The 15,227-nt window shown below is 64.7% G+C and carries 14 protein-coding genes; 10 read left to right on the forward strand and 4 right to left on the reverse strand.

All coding sequences use genetic code 11. From position 1 onward, the window contains the following. The first annotated feature begins 78 nt into the window (after positions 1-78). Positions 79-1,290 carry a serine hydrolase domain-containing protein gene (locus ATF69_RS08350; protein WP_146870561.1) on the forward strand — a complete coding sequence of 404 codons (1,212 nt, stop codon included), beginning with the start codon at positions 79-81 and terminating at the stop codon, positions 1,288-1,290. Positions 1,291-1,314: 24 nt separating this feature from the next. On the opposite strand, the gene ATF69_RS08355 is transcribed toward ATF69_RS08350, so the two are convergent. Continuing rightward, positions 1,315-2,247, reverse strand: a complete 933-nt coding sequence (locus tag ATF69_RS08355; protein ID WP_146870562.1) for an N-formylglutamate amidohydrolase — start codon at positions 2,245-2,247, stop codon at positions 1,315-1,317. A gap of 164 nt (positions 2,248-2,411) precedes the next feature. After that, positions 2,412-3,377, reverse strand: a complete 966-nt coding sequence (locus ATF69_RS08360; protein WP_056057580.1) for a tripartite tricarboxylate transporter substrate binding protein BugE — start codon at positions 3,375-3,377, stop codon at positions 2,412-2,414. Positions 3,378-3,484: 107 nt separating this feature from the next. On the opposite strand from ATF69_RS08360, the gene ATF69_RS08365 reads away from it, so the two are divergent. Then, a complete protein-coding gene (locus ATF69_RS08365) occupies positions 3,485-4,432 on the forward strand; it encodes a LysR substrate-binding domain-containing protein (RefSeq protein ID WP_146870563.1) in 948 nt (315 codons plus the stop codon). Here the strand turns inward: ATF69_RS08365 and ATF69_RS08370 are convergent. Then, positions 4,405-4,926, reverse strand: a complete 522-nt coding sequence (locus ATF69_RS08370; protein ID WP_146870564.1) for a MarR family winged helix-turn-helix transcriptional regulator — start codon at positions 4,924-4,926, stop codon at positions 4,405-4,407. The two genes, ATF69_RS08365 and ATF69_RS08370, sit on opposite strands and share 28 nt — an antisense overlap. Positions 4,927-5,066: 140 nt before the next feature. Between ATF69_RS08370 and recA the strand changes: the two genes are divergently transcribed. Next, on the forward strand, positions 5,067-6,143 hold the full coding sequence (gene recA, locus ATF69_RS08375) for a recombinase RecA (RefSeq protein WP_056057577.1): 1,077 nt from the start codon (positions 5,067-5,069) through the stop codon (positions 6,141-6,143). An 84-nt stretch (positions 6,144-6,227) separates the two neighbouring features. Beyond that, positions 6,228-6,686 (forward strand): recombination regulator RecX, encoded by a 459-nt coding sequence (gene recX, locus ATF69_RS08380; protein WP_146870565.1) that lies wholly within the window; start codon positions 6,228-6,230, stop codon positions 6,684-6,686. Positions 6,687-6,741: 55 nt separating this feature from the next. Here the strand turns inward: recX and argC are convergent, their stop codons facing one another. Next, entirely contained in the window at positions 6,742-7,674 is a 933-nt protein-coding gene (argC, locus tag ATF69_RS08385) for an N-acetyl-gamma-glutamyl-phosphate reductase (protein WP_146870566.1), read from the reverse strand. 205 nt (positions 7,675-7,879) lie between these two features. Between argC and sucC the strand changes: the two genes are divergently transcribed. The 6 genes from sucC (at position 7,880) to ATF69_RS08415 (ending at position 15,184) form a co-directional block, all read left to right on the forward strand. After that, positions 7,880-9,040 (forward strand): ADP-forming succinate--CoA ligase subunit beta, encoded by a 1,161-nt coding sequence (sucC, locus tag ATF69_RS08390; protein WP_146870567.1) that lies wholly within the window; start codon positions 7,880-7,882, stop codon positions 9,038-9,040. 15 nt (positions 9,041-9,055) lie between these two features. Beyond that, a complete protein-coding gene (gene sucD, locus ATF69_RS08395) occupies positions 9,056-9,952 on the forward strand; it encodes a succinate--CoA ligase subunit alpha (RefSeq protein WP_056056609.1) in 897 nt (298 codons plus the stop codon). Positions 9,953-10,096: 144 nt separating this feature from the next. After that, positions 10,097-10,783 carry a TerC family protein gene (locus ATF69_RS08400; protein WP_056056608.1) on the forward strand — a complete coding sequence of 229 codons (687 nt, stop codon included), beginning with the start codon at positions 10,097-10,099 and terminating at the stop codon, positions 10,781-10,783. A 236-nt stretch (positions 10,784-11,019) separates the two neighbouring features. Then, positions 11,020-13,680, forward strand: coding sequence for a CHASE2 domain-containing serine/threonine-protein kinase (locus ATF69_RS08405; protein ID WP_146870568.1), 2,661 nt, complete (start codon positions 11,020-11,022; stop codon positions 13,678-13,680). A 17-nt stretch (positions 13,681-13,697) separates the two neighbouring features. Next, positions 13,698-14,486: a Stp1/IreP family PP2C-type Ser/Thr phosphatase gene (locus ATF69_RS08410; RefSeq protein WP_116748326.1), complete on the forward strand. Its 789-nt coding sequence runs from the start codon at positions 13,698-13,700 to the stop codon at positions 14,484-14,486. Positions 14,487-14,527: 41 nt separating this feature from the next. After that, positions 14,528-15,184, forward strand: coding sequence for an FHA domain-containing protein (locus ATF69_RS08415; protein ID WP_146870569.1), 657 nt, complete (start codon positions 14,528-14,530; stop codon positions 15,182-15,184). Positions 15,185-15,227: the final 43 nt, after the last annotated feature.

Below are 15,227 nucleotides of genomic sequence, written 5' to 3' on the forward strand. Positions count from 1 at the left end.
CGCCCAGCGCAGATCTTTGGGTTCGCCCAAGGTTCGCGTTTCAACAATCCCGGCATCTTCTTCACTTCACGAGATGCCATGAACCCTACCCACCTTGTTACCCCTTCCACGGCGCGCAGCGCCCTCCTCCTCTCGCGCCGCCACTGGCTGGCCGCCGCAGGTCTGTCCACGCTGGGCATTGTGCTCACCGCCTGCGGTGGGGGCGACGACGACGGCCCCCGCGAAGCCCACAAGCGGGTGCAGACTCTGGCCCAAGGGCTGGTGAAGCAGGGTGTGGTGGGAGCCGCAGCCGGGTGGGCGGACCCGCGCCAGGTCCGCACAGCCGCCGCGGGGCTGCGCCGCCTGGGTGGCAATGCGCCCCTGGCCTCCGGCGACCTGATGGCCATCGGCTCCAACACCAAGGCCATGACGGCATGCGCGGCCGCGAGTGTGGTGGACCAGGGCCTGCTGCGCTGGGACAGCACGCTGGCCCAGACGCTGCCCGAGCTGGCGCAGAGCGCCTTGCCCGCCTACCAGCAGATCACGCTGCGCGACCTGCTGGACCATCGCGCCGGGGTGATGGGTTTTTCAGCCATCGAAGACGTGGACCTGTTCGTGAATGCAGTGGGCCCCGAGGTGCTGGCGCGCTGGCAGCAACCTGCGGAGGCGGAGGCGTTCTTCCTGCAATGGCTGCTGCGCCAGCCGCCCGTTCGCGGGACGGGCGCGGACCCTGGCTTTGCCTACTCCAATGCAGGCTATGCGCTGGCGGCCCGCATGCTGCGCGCGGCCACGGGCTTGGGGTGGGCGGATCTGCTGCGCCAGCGCGTGGCCCAGCCACTGGGCCTTTCGCTCTTTGTGGGAGAGCCGATGCGTGCGGGCAGCCAGCAGCCCGCCGGGCATGAAATCCTGGACGGGCGGCTGCAGCCCCTGCCGCTGGCCGAGGCGCCGGAACGTGTGTGGCTGGAGGTCTTGGACCCGGCAGGCGCCGTGAGCCTGACGGTGGAGGAGGACGCACGGTGGCTGCAGTGGCATCTGCGGGCATTGCGCGGCGAAGCCACCCCCTTGCCGCGCAGCTACGTGAAGGGCCTGCAGGACCTGGGGCACGCCTCCGCAGGCCGCTATGGCCTGGGTTGGCTGGTGCATGCTGCGCACGGCACGGGCTGGTTGCTGCACAACGGCCAGGACGCGGGCTTTCAGGCCATGTCGGTGGTCGCACTCAACGGTTCGCGCGCGGGCCTGGCCCACAGCAACATCGCCACGGCAGAGAGCATGGGCCTGCTCTACGAAGGGGTCTCCAGGCTGGTGGCCTGAACCTGCCGGGCCTGCGCCGGGTGTTCAGCGCGGATCGTGTGCCAGCAGCCTTTGCACCAGGGCTTTCAGGTCGGCCTGCAGCCGCGCCATGCCATCGGGCATCTGGGCGAGCGTCTGCTCGTCCATGTAGAGCTTGCGGTTGATCTCGACCTGGATGCTGTGGCGGTGCTGCGCGGGGTTGCCGTAGCGGCGCACCAGCTCCACGCCCTTGTAGGGGTGGTTGTATTCGACGCTGTAGCCGCATGCGCGCAGGTGCTCGCAGATCAGTGCCGACAGCGCAGGGCTGGCGGTGGTGCCATCGCGGTCGCCCACCACAAAGTCGGCATGCTCCAGCCCCGGAAACTCGGTGGCAAAGCGCCCGGCCACGGCGGGCATGGAGTGGCAGTTGAGGTGGATGCTGTAGCCGTGGCGCGCATGGGCGGCATCGATGGCCTGGGCCACGGCGGCGTGGTACGGGCGCCAGCAGCGGTCGATGCGCGCACGCACCTCGGCCACAGTGAGCTGGCGCTGGTAGATGGGTTCGCCCTGGTCGGTGAACTTCCAGATCAGCCCCTTGCCCAGGCGCACCTTGCTGAGCACCTTGGGGTCGGTGGAGATGGGGTCGGGCCAGTCGCCATCGAGCAGGCTGGTGTCCAGCTCGGTCGTATCGCGGTTGGCGTCCAGGTAGATGCGGGGGAAGTGGGCCTCGACCCAGGCCACGCCGAGCGCGGGGGCAAAGGCGTAGATCTTTTCGACGTGCGTGTCTTCGGCCCGGCGCAGCGTGGCGAGGTTGAGGGCGGAACCAAAGTCGTCGGGGTACCGGGTGCCGCTGTGGGGGGAGTCGAGCACCAGTGGTGTGCTGCCGGGCACCGCAGTGACGGTGGCGGTGGCAGGTTGTGTGGCAAGTCCCGGCGAGCCGGTGACGCCGGGCTGGGCTTGCTGGAAGCGGTGGTGGATCAGTTTCAAGGCTGCGTGCATAGGCAGAGTGTGCGCAAAGGAGGGCGGCTGGCCTAGCCGCCCAGACCGGGATGTGACTATGGTTATCCCTGAGACCTTGAGCAGGCCCGGGAAGCAGGCTTGCCTGCGTCGTCTCACCATCCCAGCTGTGGCCGTCCCCGGGCCCAGGGCCCGGGGGAATCAGGTCAATCGAGCACCACCTTGGCGTAGGCCGCCACGCGCTTCATCTTGTCGATCTCGCTGGCGATCTGGGCCGTGAATTCCTTGGGTGTGGTGCCCGAGGGGTAGAGGCCCTGGCCTGCCAGGCGCTCGCGCACGGCGGGCTCCTTCAGGGCCTGGGCGACGGCTTGCTGGATGCGCTCTGCCGCCGCCGGGGGCGTGCCCGCAGGGGCCACCAGACCAAACCATGAAGGCTCGTTGGCCTGCTTGTAGCCCAGCTCGGCGTAGGTGGGCACATCGGGCAACACATCCAGCCGCTCGGGCCACGACACCGCCAGCGCCTTGAGCTTGCCCGATTTGACGTGCGGGAGCGACGAAGCCACCTGGTCAAAGTACACCGCCACCTGGCCCGCCAGCACGTCGTTGATGGCCGGGCCTGCACCACGGTAGGGGATGTGCACCATGGAGGTGCCGGTGCTGCTCTTGAACAGCTCGCCCCACATGTGGCCGATGGTGCCGTTGCCGGGAGTGGCGTAGGACACCTTGCCGGGGTTGGCCTTGAGGTACTTCACCAGCTCCGCAAAGTCCTTGACGGGCACCACGGCCGGGTTGATCACGATGACGCCCGGGGCCTTGACGATCTCGGTCACGCCGATGAAGTCCTTGGTCGGGTGGTAGGGCAGCTTGGTGTACACGGCGGGATTCACGCCATGGGTGGACAGCGTGGCCACGCCCAGGGTGAGGCCGTCTGCCGGCGCGCGGGCGACTTCGGCCATGCCGATGGAGCCGCCTGCGCCGCCCCGGTTTTCCAGCACCACGGGCTGCTTGAGGATGCGCGCCAGCGACTCTTGCAGGCTGCGGGCCGTGATGTCCGTGGCGCCCCCGGGCGGGAACGGAACGATGATGCGCAGGGGCTTGCCCTCTTGCGCCAAAGACATTCCGGGAGCGAAAGATACGGCGGCCAGTGCTGAGAGCAGGTGACGGCGTTGCATGGGCGTTTCTCCTATGGGTTGCATTGAGGTTAAAGGATTCAATGCGCTCTACCAAGCAATGGATATGCCTGATAACATTCCTATTTGGAATGATTTGATTACTTACTATGTCATCTCTTCGCCGCCTCTCGCCACCTGTTCACCTGCTGCGGGCTTTTTCCACGGTGACGCGGTTCGGCGGGGTGTCCCGCGCGGCCGAGGCCCTGCACCTCACCCAAAGCGCGGTCAGCAAACAGGTCAAGGAACTGGAGACCTGGGTGGGCGTGCCGCTGTTCGAGCGCAGCCGCAAGCGCCTGGCGCTCACCCCCGCCGGCGAGCGCTACGAAAAGGCGGTGCGTGGCGTGCTGGCGCAGCTGGAGGCCGCCACGCTGGAGCTGATCACCAGCGATGACGGTGGGGGGGCGCTGCACCTGTCCAGCCTGCCCACGTTTGCGGCCAAATGGCTCATCCCACGCCTGCCGCAGTTCCAGCAACAGCACCCGCAAATCACGCTGCACTTTGTGCCCTATGTGCACAGCTACGACTTCACCCGCCCCGAGCTGGACTGCGCCATCCTGTTCGGCGACGGCCACTGGCCCGGCGCGCACGCCCACCACATCACGGGCAACGAGGTGGCGCTGATCGCCCCTCGCACCAAGGTGGCCGACTGGCCCATCCACACCCCGCGCGATGTGGCCCGCTACACGCTGCTGCGCCACGTGACCGTGCCCGAGGCGTGGTTGCGCTGGAGCGAGACGCACGGTGTGGAGGGCCTCATCGACCCGCTGGCCGGGCCGCAGTTCGACCAGTTCCAGACCATGATCCGCGCCGTGATGGCGGGCATGGGACTGGCGCTGGTGCCGCGTTGCTTGGTGCAGGATGAAATCACGGCAGGCCTGGTGCGCGAGCCCCTGCCCGATGCCGACCTGCGCGGCGGTTACCGGAGTGATGTTGGCTACTGGTTCTGCTACCCCGAAGGCCGCACGCAGCTGCACGCGCTGCAGTGCTTCAGGGAATGGCTGCTGGCGTGCGCCGAGCCGATGGGGGCTCACGCACCCGTATCGCCGCCCGCATAGGCCTCCAGCCCAATGGCCACCACGGTGGCCACGTCATGGCCCACCTCGGTGCGGAACTCCGCCTCGGCCTGCGCCACGGCATCCCGGAACGCTTGCAGCCACGCCAGGCCGGTGGGCGTGAAGCACACGCGGCGCGCCCGCGCATCCAGCGGGTCGGCCTCGCGAGTGACCAGCCCCCATGCCTCGCACTGGTCCACCAGGTTGGCCATGGCCTGCTTGGTCATGCCCGCGCGTTGGGCCAGATCGGTCAACCGGTCGCCCTGCAAGGCCAGGTGCCGGGTGATGTGCACGTGTGCAGCCGTCACCTGGTCGCGTGCCGCCAGGTTGGACAGCGCCAGCGGCACCTCCACATTGCGCGCCATGAGCTGCAGTACCCGCGCGTCGAAGCGGCGCAGGGCGCTGCCCATCAGGCGGCCCAGGTGGGTCTGGCGCCAGCGGTCGTCAGGCAACGGGGCGGGCGTGGCAAGGGGGGCGGCTGGAGAAAAATCGGGCATCCGATATTGTCAGGCAAACTGACTAAAAATCGCTTTATCTGGATTTCATTGCTCGCATAAACTACTGTTCAAGCATCCAGCCTGTGATTAACCGCAGAGCAATGCAAGCATCCAACCTGTTGTTTTTCAAGGAGTTTCTCATGGACGTCGCAGTCAAAGGCACTAACCCCGCATTGCCCGTGAACACGGAAAAGGCCAAGGCTCTGGCCGCCGCGCTCGCCCAGATCGAGAAGCAATTCGGCAAGGGCACGATCATGCGCCTCGGTGAAGGCGAGGTGATCGAGGACATCCAGGTCGTCTCCACCGGCTCGCTGGGCCTGGACATTGCGCTGGGCGTGGGCGGCCTGCCCCGTGGCCGTGTGGTCGAAATCTATGGCCCGGAATCGTCGGGCAAGACCACGCTCACGCTGCAGGTGATTGCCGAGATGCAAAAGCAAGGCGGCACCTGCGCGTTTGTCGACGCAGAGCACGCCCTGGATGTGCAGTACGCCCAGAAGCTGGGTGTGCAGCTGTCCGACCTGCTGATCAGCCAGCCCGACACCGGCGAGCAGGCGCTGGAAATCGTGGACAGCCTGGTGCGCTCCGGCGCCGTGGACCTGATCGTGGTGGACTCGGTGGCTGCGCTCACGCCCAAGGCCGAAATCGAAGGCGAGATGGGCGACGCCCTGCCCGGTCTGCAAGCCCGCCTGATGAGCCAGGCGCTGCGCAAGCTCACCGCCACGATCAAGAAGACCAACTGCATGGTCATCTTCATCAACCAGATCCGTATGAAGATCGGCGTGATGTTCGGCTCGCCCGAAACGACGACCGGCGGCAATGCGCTCAAGTTCTACGCGTCGGTGCGCCTCGACATCCGTCGCACCGGCACGATCAAGAAGGGCGACGAAGCCATCGGCAACGAGACCAAGGTCAAGGTGGTCAAGAACAAGGTGAGCCCGCCCTTCAAGACGGCCGAGTTCGACATCCTGTTCGGCGAGGGCATCAGCCGCGAGGGCGAGATCATCGACATGGGCGTGACGGCCAAGATCGTGGAAAAGAGCGGTGCCTGGTACGCCTACAACGGCGAAAAGATCGGCCAGGGCCGTGACAACGCGCGTGAGTTCTTGCGCGAAAACCCCGACCTGGCCCGCGAGATCGAGAACAAGGTGCGCGAAGGCCTGGGCATTGCGCTGCTGCCTGGCGCACTGCAGGCCCCAGCAGCGGCTGCAGACGAGTGATTTTCGGTTTTTGAAGCTAAATAGCCCGCAGGAGCTCATATCATGTGCGTCTGTAGCTATTGAAAATATAGCATTTGGTCAATCATGGGATTCACTGCGCTCTCGCTCAAGGGCCGTGCGCTGCGGCTGCTGAGCCAGCGGGAGCATTCGCGCGCCGAGCTGCAGCGCAAGCTCGCGCCCCATGTGCAGGAGGGCGAAGACCTGAACGCCGTGCTGGACGACCTGCAGGCCCGGGACTTCATCAGCGAGGCACGGGTGGTGGAGTCGGTGTTGCACCGGCGCGCAGGGCGTCTGGGTGCTTCGCGCATCCGGCAGGAGCTGCAGTCCAAGGGGCTGGGCGCAGAGGCTGTGCAGCAAGCAGTGGCCCAGCTGCAGGGCAGCGAACTGGAGCGTGCCCGCGAGGTGTGGCGCCGCAAGTTTGGCGAACCCGCCGCAGACCCGCAAACCCGCGCCAAGCACATGCGGTTTTTGCTGGTACGGGGGTTCTCAGGCGATGTGGCGCGGCGCGCGGTGCTGGGCGCCGATGCGTCTGACGAGGGCTGACTGCAACGCCAACAAGCGGGGCATCGGCCCCGCTTCCTGACGCGCTCTGAGGTGTTTACACGCCCAGCATCAATTGCAGGTTCTGCACTGCAGCGCCACTGGCGCCCTTGCCCAGGTTGTCCAGGCGCGCGATGACCACGGCCTGCCGGTACTGCTCGTTGGCAAACACGCGCAGCTCCAGCTTGTTGGTGTCGGTCAGCGTGTCGGCGGCCAGCTTCAAATCGTCGGTGGGGGGCAGCACGCTGACCCATTGTTCTGGCGTGTTGGTGCGGCTGTAGTGGCTGGTCAGCACGTCGTGCAGTTCGCTGGCCCTGGGGGCTCCGGGCAGCAGGTCCAGGTGCAGCGGCAACTGCACCAGCATGCCTTGGCGGAAGTTGCCCACGGCGGGGATGAACACCGGGCGGCGTGTGAGCCCGGTGTAGCGCAAGATTTCGGGGATGTGCTTGTGCGACAGGCCCAGCGCATAGGCCTCATACGGCGCTGCTGTGCCCGCCTCGTAGGCTTCGATCATGGTGCGGCCGCCGCCGGAGTAGCCCGAGACCGAAGGCAGGCTCAAAGGGTAGTCCGCCGGGATCAGGCCCGCATCGACCAGCGGGCGCAGCATGGCAATCGCGCCCGTGGCGTAGCAGCCGGGATTGGAGACGCGGGTGGCGTCGCGCACCGCTTGTGTCTGTGCTGCCGCGAGTTCCGGAAACCCGTACACCCAACCATCGGCCGTGCGGTGCGCCGTGCTGGCATCGATCACCTTGACCTTGCGGCCCGAGCTGCGCTCGATCTCGTCCACCATCGCCACGGTGTCGCGCGCAGCGTCGTCGTGCAGGCACAGCACCACCAGGTCCACCCCCGCGATCAGGTCGCGCTTGGCGGCCGGGTCCTTGCGCAGCTCGGGCGCGATGCTGACCAGTTCGATCTGCGGCATGGCCTGCAGGCGCTCGCGGATCTGCAGGCCCGTGGTACCGGCTTCGCCATCAATAAAGACTTTGGACATGAGGGGTGCTCCTGCAAAAAGATGGCAGCGTCTGCCGGATAGAAGTGGGGGCGGGAAGGCCGCCAGGCCCACCCAGGGTGTAAGTCAGGCACAAGGATGGTGCGTTGCAGCATGATACAGTCGCGGGTTGCCATGTCCCAAGCCCGCGGCCAGACATCTGTTCATGGTAGACGGGTAACTACCACCCTTCCCTGAGAGAGACCTCATGAAGATTCACGAATACCAAGGCAAGGAAATCTTGCGCAATTTTGGTGTGCCCGTTCCGCGTGGCATTCCCGCATTCACGGTGCAAGAAGCCGTGGAAGCAGCCCAGAAGCTCGGCGGCCCCGTGTGGGTGGTCAAGGCCCAGATCCACGCCGGTGGCCGTGGCAAGGGCGGCGGCGTGAAGGTTGCCAAGACCATCGACGACGTGAAAGCACGCGCCAGCGAAATCCTGGGCATGCAGCTGGTCACCCACCAGACCGGCGCTGAGGGCCAGAAGGTCCGCCGCCTGTACATCGAAGACGGCGCTGACATCAAGAACGAACTGTACGTCTCGCTGGTCACCGACCGCGCCACGCAGAAGGTCGCCCTGATCGCTTCGAGCGAAGGCGGCATGGACATCGAGGAAGTGGCCCACTCCACACCGGAGAAGATCGTCACCGAGATGATCGACCCACTGACCGGCATCACCGAAGCGCAGAGCCGCAAGGTGGCAGCCGCCATCGGCCTGACCGGCGCTTCCATCGACCAAGCCGTAGACATCTTCGCCAAGATCTACAAGTGCTACATGGAAACCGATGCGTCGCTGGTGGAGATCAACCCACTGAACTGCGACTCCAAGGGCAACCTGATGGCCCTGGACGCGAAGTTCAACTTTGACGCCAACGCGCTGTTCCGCCACCCCGAAATCGTGGCCTTCCGTGACCTGGACGAAGAGGATCCAGCCGAAGTGGAAGCCTCCAAGTTCGACCTGGCCTACATCAGCCTCGACGGGAACATCGGCTGCCTGGTGAACGGCGCCGGCCTGGCCATGGCCACCATGGACACCATCAAGCTGTTCGGCGGCGAGCCGGCCAACTTCCTGGACGTGGGCGGCGGTGCCACCCCCGAGAAGGTGACTGAAGCCTTCAAGATCATGCTGAAGAACCCCAAGGTCGAAGGCATTCTGGTCAACATCTTCGGCGGCATCATGAAGTGCGACACCATCGCCACCGGCGTGATCACCGCTTGCAAGGCTGTGAACCTGAACGTGCCGCTGGTCGTGCGCATGAAGGGCACGAACGAAGAGCTCGGCAAGAAGATGCTGGCCGAGTCTGGCCTGCCCATCATTGCCGCAGACACCATGGCCGAAGCTGCGACCAAGATCGTTGCTGCCGTCAAGTAAGCCCGGAGAACACACATGTCGATCTACATCAACAAAGACACCAAGGTCATCACCCAGGGCATCACGGGCAAGACTGGCCAGTTCCACACCGAAAAGTGCCAGGAATACGCGAATGGCAAGAACTGCTTCGTGGCGGGGGTGAACCCCAAGAAGGCGGGCGAGTCGATCTTCAACATCCCGATCTACGCCTCCGTCAAGGAAGCCGCCCAGCAGACCGGTGCCACCGTGTCGGTGATCTATGTGCCGCCCGCAGGCGCTGCGGACGCGATCTGGGAAGCTGTTGAAGCCGACCTGGACATGGCCATCTGCATCACCGAAGGCATTCCGGTCAAGGATATGCTGATGGTGCGCAACAAGATGAAGGCCAAGGAAGCCGCTGGCGGCAAGAAGACGCTGCTGCTGGGCCCCAACTGCCCTGGCCTGATCACGCCTGACGAAATCAAGATCGGCATCATGCCCGGCCACATCCACCGCAAGGGCCGTATCGGCGTGGTGTCCCGCTCGGGCACGCTGACGTACGAAGCCGTGGCCATGCTGACCGAAGTCGGTCTGGGTCAATCGAGCGCCGTGGGCATTGGTGGCGACCCCATCAACGGCCTCAAGCACATCGACGTGATGAAGGCATTCAACGACGATCCAGACACCGATGCCGTGATCATGATCGGCGAAATCGGCGGTCCTGACGAAGCCGAAGCCGCCCAGTGGTGCAAGGCCAACATGAAGAAGCCCATCGTCGGTTTCATCGCTGGCGTGACCGCCCCTCCCGGCAAGCGCATGGGCCACGCGGGCGCCCTGATCTCTGGCGGCGCCGACACGGCCGATGCCAAGCTGGCCATCATGGAAGAGTCGGGTTTCATCATCACCCGCAACCCTTCGGAACTGGGCAAGCTGCTCAAGGCCCAGCTGAAGTAAGCGGGCTGTCGCCGTCCCGCCCGTAAGCACAATTACGGACGCGGGGCGCGGCACAGACCGCTAGACTGGCGGCTCCTACAAAAAGAGAAGCGCTCGGAACCCCGGTTCCGGGCGCTTCTTGCATTCATAACAGTGGAGTCAGTCATGGAGTTTCTGCAAAGCGCCGATTTTTGGATCGGCCTGGTGAAGATCGTCTGGATCAACATCATCTTGTCGGGTGACAACGCGGTGGTCATTGCGCTGGCAGCCCGGTCCCTTCCCCCCCATCAGCAAAAGAAAGCCGTGTTCTGGGGCTCCGGCGCCGCCGTGGTCTTGCGGATTTTGCTAACCGTTGTGGCTGCCAAGCTGCTGGAGCTGTCGTTTCTGCAGATCGTGGGCGGTTGTCTGCTGCTGTGGATCGGCTTTCAGCTGCTCAGCGACGATGAGGAGGACGAGGGCGAGTCCAAAACCTATGGCAGCCTGATGGCCGCCGTCCGCACCATCCTCATCGCCGACTTGGTGATGAGCCTGGACAACGTGATCGCTGTGGCGGCTGCGGCCCAGGGCAACGTGGTGCTGCTGGTGTTGGGCTTGGCCATCAGTATCCCGCTGGTGATTTTCGGCAGCACCCTCATGATCAAGCTCATGGAGCGTTTCCCTGTCATTGTGGTGCTCGGCGCCGCGCTGATCGGCTGGGTGGGTGGAGAAACCATCGCCAGCGATGCCATCTTGCATGACTACGCAGTGGCGCACCCAGCGTTGCACTATGTAGCGGCCGCACTGGGCGCCGCGCTGGTGGTGGGCGTAGGCAAGTTCTGGCGCAAGGGATCCAACAGCGCATCCGCGACCTGAGGGTTGCAACCCGGGGGCTTGCACGGAGGTGCAACCCCTCTTTGAGGCCAGCGAGTGACAAAAATGGCATGGCGCTCGTGTCCCGTCTTGGGGTTGCGTGACAAGAACGACACCTAACGCCACCTCCGCTGCCCACTCGCTCCGAATCTACTCTTTTCAACGGTCCTGAGGCCCTTGGATTGCATGGGCGCAGTTATTGCTTCAAACCCACCCAATACTGAGTGGAATAACAGCAAGTGGGACGAAAAACCTCGGCGCGGCGGATGGATGGATGGCGTACCGATGGCTTTTGGGGCGGATTGGTGGCACTGGCCGTAGCGGGCCTGTGCGCGGTCACGGGCGCTTCGTTGTCGCTCGAACACGAGCTCTACGACGCCGCCATCCGCACCTCGTCCCCCGCCCCGTTGGCCGACGTGGTGATTGTGGGCATCGACGATGCCAGCATGGCCGCTCTGGGGCCGTGGCCCTGGTCGCGTGACATCCATGCGCGCCTGGTTGATCGCCTGTCATCGGCTGGCGCACAAACCGTTGTTTACACCCCCCCACTCACACAGCCCCAGAACGACAGGGGCTTGGGTTACCTGAGAAAAATCCGCGAAACCCTTGCCGCTGGGCCTGAGGGAACCGCACTGACGGCCGAGCTCGGCCGTGTGGTGGGTGAGGCAGAAGCTGTACTCGACGGCGATGCGCTTCTGGCAGCCGCCATACAGCGGGCGGGCAACGTGCTCCTGGCTTCGTATTATGAAAGTGGCGGGGCTGCTGCGCCCCTGCCATCGTACGTGCGTCGCAGCACGCTACCCGACCCGGGTGCTGCTATAACGCCGATGCAGTCGGCGCAGCACCCCATCCCGTCTTTGGGCGCGGTGGCGGCTGGGGTGGGGCATTTGTATGCAGAGGCGGACCGGGATGGGCGTGTGCGCCAGGTTCCACTGCTTCTTCGCTACGACAGCGTGGGGGTGCCGTCCTTGGCGTTGCTGGCGGCGCAACACAGCCTGCATCTGGGGTTGGGTGATATCCGCGTGGTCGATGCGCCTGCGGGGCTGCGGCTCGGAGGGCTGAACGTTGCCACCAATGCAGGCGCCGTGCTGCGTCCCCGCTGGCAAGTGGCTGGCGATGGAGCGGGCACCTTCCGTATTCTGTCGGCTGCCAGCGTGCTCGATGGAACCGTCGCCGCCGGTAGCTTGCAGGGCAAGATCGTGTTGGTGGGCGAAATGGCGGAGAAGCTGGGCGCCCCAGCGGCGCAGCTGGGGGAGCATGCTGCCTATCCGGTGGAGGTTTTGGCGCAAACCTTGTCATCCATTCGCCTCGGGCTGGGCGTGACAGAGCCAGGCTGGGCTAGTCCGGTCGCTTGGCTGGTGTTGGCGCTGGGGGGGGTGTATCTGGTGCTGTTGGCGCCGCGTTTGGCGCGCCCCGTCGGGATGGGGGTCGGCGCGGCGCTCGTGCTCACTGTTGTCATCGCCCAATGGACCCTTTTGCGCTATGGGGGGTTGTGGGTTCCGTTGTTGCTGCCAGTGCTGGCTGTATTGGCTGGTACTACCGTGGTGGTGCTTTTGCACCGTGGCCGGCTGAGTGACGCCTCCGGACGTTCCGCAGAAGCCGCCGAGGCGGACCGCATGATGGGCTTGGCCCTGCAGGGCCAGGGACAACTGGATATGGCCTTTGAGCGCCTGCGCAAGGTACCTGCCAGCGACGCGCTTCTGGACAATCTCTACCATCTGGCGGAGGATTTCGAGCGCAAGCGCTACTTCGGCAAGGCGCAGACGGTCTACGAACATATCCTGCGCCATGACCGGCACTACAAGGACGCCCGCAGCCGCTACAAGCGTGCCAAGGCTCAGGCACAAGGTGGCGCGCAAGCTCCGCAGGGCGCCACAGACTCTTTGCCGGGTGCCGGCGCTGCAGCACCCCGCCTGCCAGGCGATGCGAGTGTCGGCGTGCCCATGTTGGGGCGCTACCAGATTGATCGCGAAATTGGCAAAGGCGCCATGGGAGTGGTGTATCTGGGGCGCGACCCGAAGATCGGCCGCGTCGTAGCCATCAAGACTCTGGCCTTGGGGCAGGAGTTCGAAGGTGACGCCCTGATCGATGCGCGCGCACGGTTTTTCCGAGAGGCCGAAACTGCAGGCCGATTACAGCATCCGAACATCGTCACCATTTTTGATGCTGGTGAGGAGCATGACTTGGCCTATATCGCCATGGAGTTCCTCAAGGGTCAGGACCTGACCCATGTCTGTGGCCAGGACCGGCTGCTGCCGGTCCCCACCGTGCTCTCCATTGCAGCCAGGGTGGCCGATGCGCTGGACTATGCCCATGCCCACAATGTGGTGCACCGCGATATCAAGCCCGCCAACATCATGTTTGACAGCGGGACAGACGCGGTCAAAGTGACGGACTTCGGTATTGCCCGCATCACGGATTCGAGCAAGACCCGTACGGGGCTGGTTCTGGGAACACCCAGCTTCATGTCTCCGGAGCAACTGGCGGGAAAGAAAGTAGATGGGCGCTCCGACCTTTATTCGCTGGGCATCACCCTCTTCCAGTTGTTGACGGGCACGCTGCCGCTGCGGGGCGCGTCCATGACCGAGCTGATGCACAAGATCGCGAGCGTGGAGGCGCCCGATGTGCGCCAGCTGCGCCCCGAACTCTCAGCCGCAGTGGCCAGGGTGGTGGCGCTGTCGTTGCAAAAGCGGCCAGAGACGCGTTATCAGACCGGGCGGCAGTTCGCGGCGGATCTGCGGCAGGCCATGGCCGGCGATGCCCGATTCAGCCCTGAACCAGTCGTCTATGATGCGGACCGCGATGCAACAGGGCAAGAAATGGCGGATTTTCAGGAAACCGTGATGGAGCCCCCCGCTGTGCGGGGTGCGGCAGCCCCGCCGATTTCGGGCGCCCCATGACGCACGCCCCCACATCCATGACCTACGAATTCACTGCGCGGACCGACAAGGGCCGCGTGCGTTCCAACAACGAAGACGCGGTAGCCGTTGACCGCGATGCGCAGGTCGCGATATTGGCCGATGGCATGGGCGGCTACAACGCGGGCGAAGTGGCCAGTGGCATGGCCACCACCTTCATCCGTACCGAAATGGCCCGCTGGTTGGCCCAAGCCGGCGCGAGTCCCCAGTCCACGGACGTGCGCCGGGCGCTGGAAATCTGCGTGGAAAACGCCAATCACGCCATTCTGGGTGCATCTCTCTCCAATCCGCAGTACGCGGGCATGGGTACGACGCTGGTGGTTGCCGTGTTCCACGGCAGCCGCCTTATCCTTGGACATATTGGCGATTCGCGCTGTTACCGTCTGCGTGATGGTGCTTTGCAGCAAATCACGCGCGACCATTCCTGGTTGCAGGAACAGGTCGATGCGGGGCTGCTGACGGCGCAGCAGGCGGCCATGTCTTCCAATCGCAATCTGGTGACTCGGGCCTTGGGTGTGGAGCCCAATGTGCTGATGGAAGTCAACGAGTTTCAGGTGGCGCCGAATGATCTGTTTCTGCTCTGTTCCGATGGGCTCACCGACATGGTGTCCGATTCGGATCTGGCGGAGCTTGTGCGGGCGCCCATGCCTTTGGAGGAAAAAGCGACACTGCTCATAGACACCGCCAACGCCAACGGAGGTCGTGATAACGTGAGCGTGCTGCTGGTGCAGGCTGCCGCTGGGGGCAAGAAGCGTGGCCTCATGTCCCGATTGCTAGGGGCCTCTTGAACGGCCCGAACTACAACAATTCATCACATCAGGAGTGGATCATGCCGAGAATGATCGTTTCAATCGACGGCGTTGTCATCAAGGAAGTGCAGCTGACCAAGGAGCGGACCACGCTGGGCCGGCGCCCCTACAACGACATCGTGATCGACAACCTTGCGGTGAGCGGTGAGCATGCCGTGCTCCATATGGTGGGACAGGATGTGGAGATTGAAGACCTGGGCAGCACCAACGGCACTTATGTGAACGCCAAGGCCGTCAAGCGCCAGGAGTTGCGCAATGGCGATACAGTGGAAGTGGGCAAGTACAAGATTCGGTTCCTCCAGGACGCCGAAGGGCAGAACTTTGAGAAGACCATGATCTTCAAGCCCGGAATGGTGCCGCCTGCGGTCGCCGCTGCCAGGCCCGCTCCGGCCGCGCCCGCGCCCGCGCCAGCCCCGATTTCGGCCGTGATTCGGGTCATGTCCGGTGCTGCTGCGGGGCGTGAAGTGTCGCTGCAGAAGGTGGTCACCACGATTGGAAAGCCGGGTGTGGCTGTGGCTTCCATCACCAAGCGGCACCAGGGTTTTGTCTTGGCCCATGTCGAAGGACCGGACATGCCGCTGCTCAACGGCGCTGCCATTGGTGCATCGCCGGTTCCTCTGAAGCACGGTGATCGCCTGGAGCTGGCGGGCACCGAGATGCAGTTCGAGCAAAGCTGACACTCTGCAAAAGGCTCGCATCATCGCTGCGGGCCCTTGCTGA

The organism is Acidovorax delafieldii (genome assembly GCF_007993815.1).
In the GTDB taxonomy this organism is placed as follows: domain Bacteria; phylum Pseudomonadota; class Gammaproteobacteria; order Burkholderiales; family Burkholderiaceae_C; genus Acidovorax; species Acidovorax delafieldii.

Coding starts and splice junctions, on each gene's coding strand:
- ATF69_RS08350 (WP_146870561.1), top strand. CDS start 79: ATGAACCCTACCCACCTTGTTACCCCTTCCACGGCGCGCAGCGCCCTC.
- ATF69_RS08355 (WP_146870562.1), bottom strand. CDS start 2,247: ATGCACGCAGCCTTGAAACTGATCCACCACCGCTTCCAGCAAGCCCAG.
- ATF69_RS08360 (WP_056057580.1), bottom strand. CDS start 3,377: ATGCAACGCCGTCACCTGCTCTCAGCACTGGCCGCCGTATCTTTCGCT.
- ATF69_RS08365 (WP_146870563.1), top strand. CDS start 3,485: ATGTCATCTCTTCGCCGCCTCTCGCCACCTGTTCACCTGCTGCGGGCT.
- ATF69_RS08370 (WP_146870564.1), bottom strand. CDS start 4,926: ATGCCCGATTTTTCTCCAGCCGCCCCCCTTGCCACGCCCGCCCCGTTG.
- recA (WP_056057577.1), top strand. CDS start 5,067: ATGGACGTCGCAGTCAAAGGCACTAACCCCGCATTGCCCGTGAACACG.
- recX (WP_146870565.1), top strand. CDS start 6,228: ATGGGATTCACTGCGCTCTCGCTCAAGGGCCGTGCGCTGCGGCTGCTG.
- argC (WP_146870566.1), bottom strand. CDS start 7,674: ATGTCCAAAGTCTTTATTGATGGCGAAGCCGGTACCACGGGCCTGCAG.
- sucC (WP_146870567.1), top strand. CDS start 7,880: ATGAAGATTCACGAATACCAAGGCAAGGAAATCTTGCGCAATTTTGGT.
- sucD (WP_056056609.1), top strand. CDS start 9,056: ATGTCGATCTACATCAACAAAGACACCAAGGTCATCACCCAGGGCATC.
- ATF69_RS08400 (WP_056056608.1), top strand. CDS start 10,097: ATGGAGTTTCTGCAAAGCGCCGATTTTTGGATCGGCCTGGTGAAGATC.
- ATF69_RS08410 (WP_116748326.1), top strand. CDS start 13,698: ATGACCTACGAATTCACTGCGCGGACCGACAAGGGCCGCGTGCGTTCC.
- ATF69_RS08415 (WP_146870569.1), top strand. CDS start 14,528: ATGCCGAGAATGATCGTTTCAATCGACGGCGTTGTCATCAAGGAAGTG.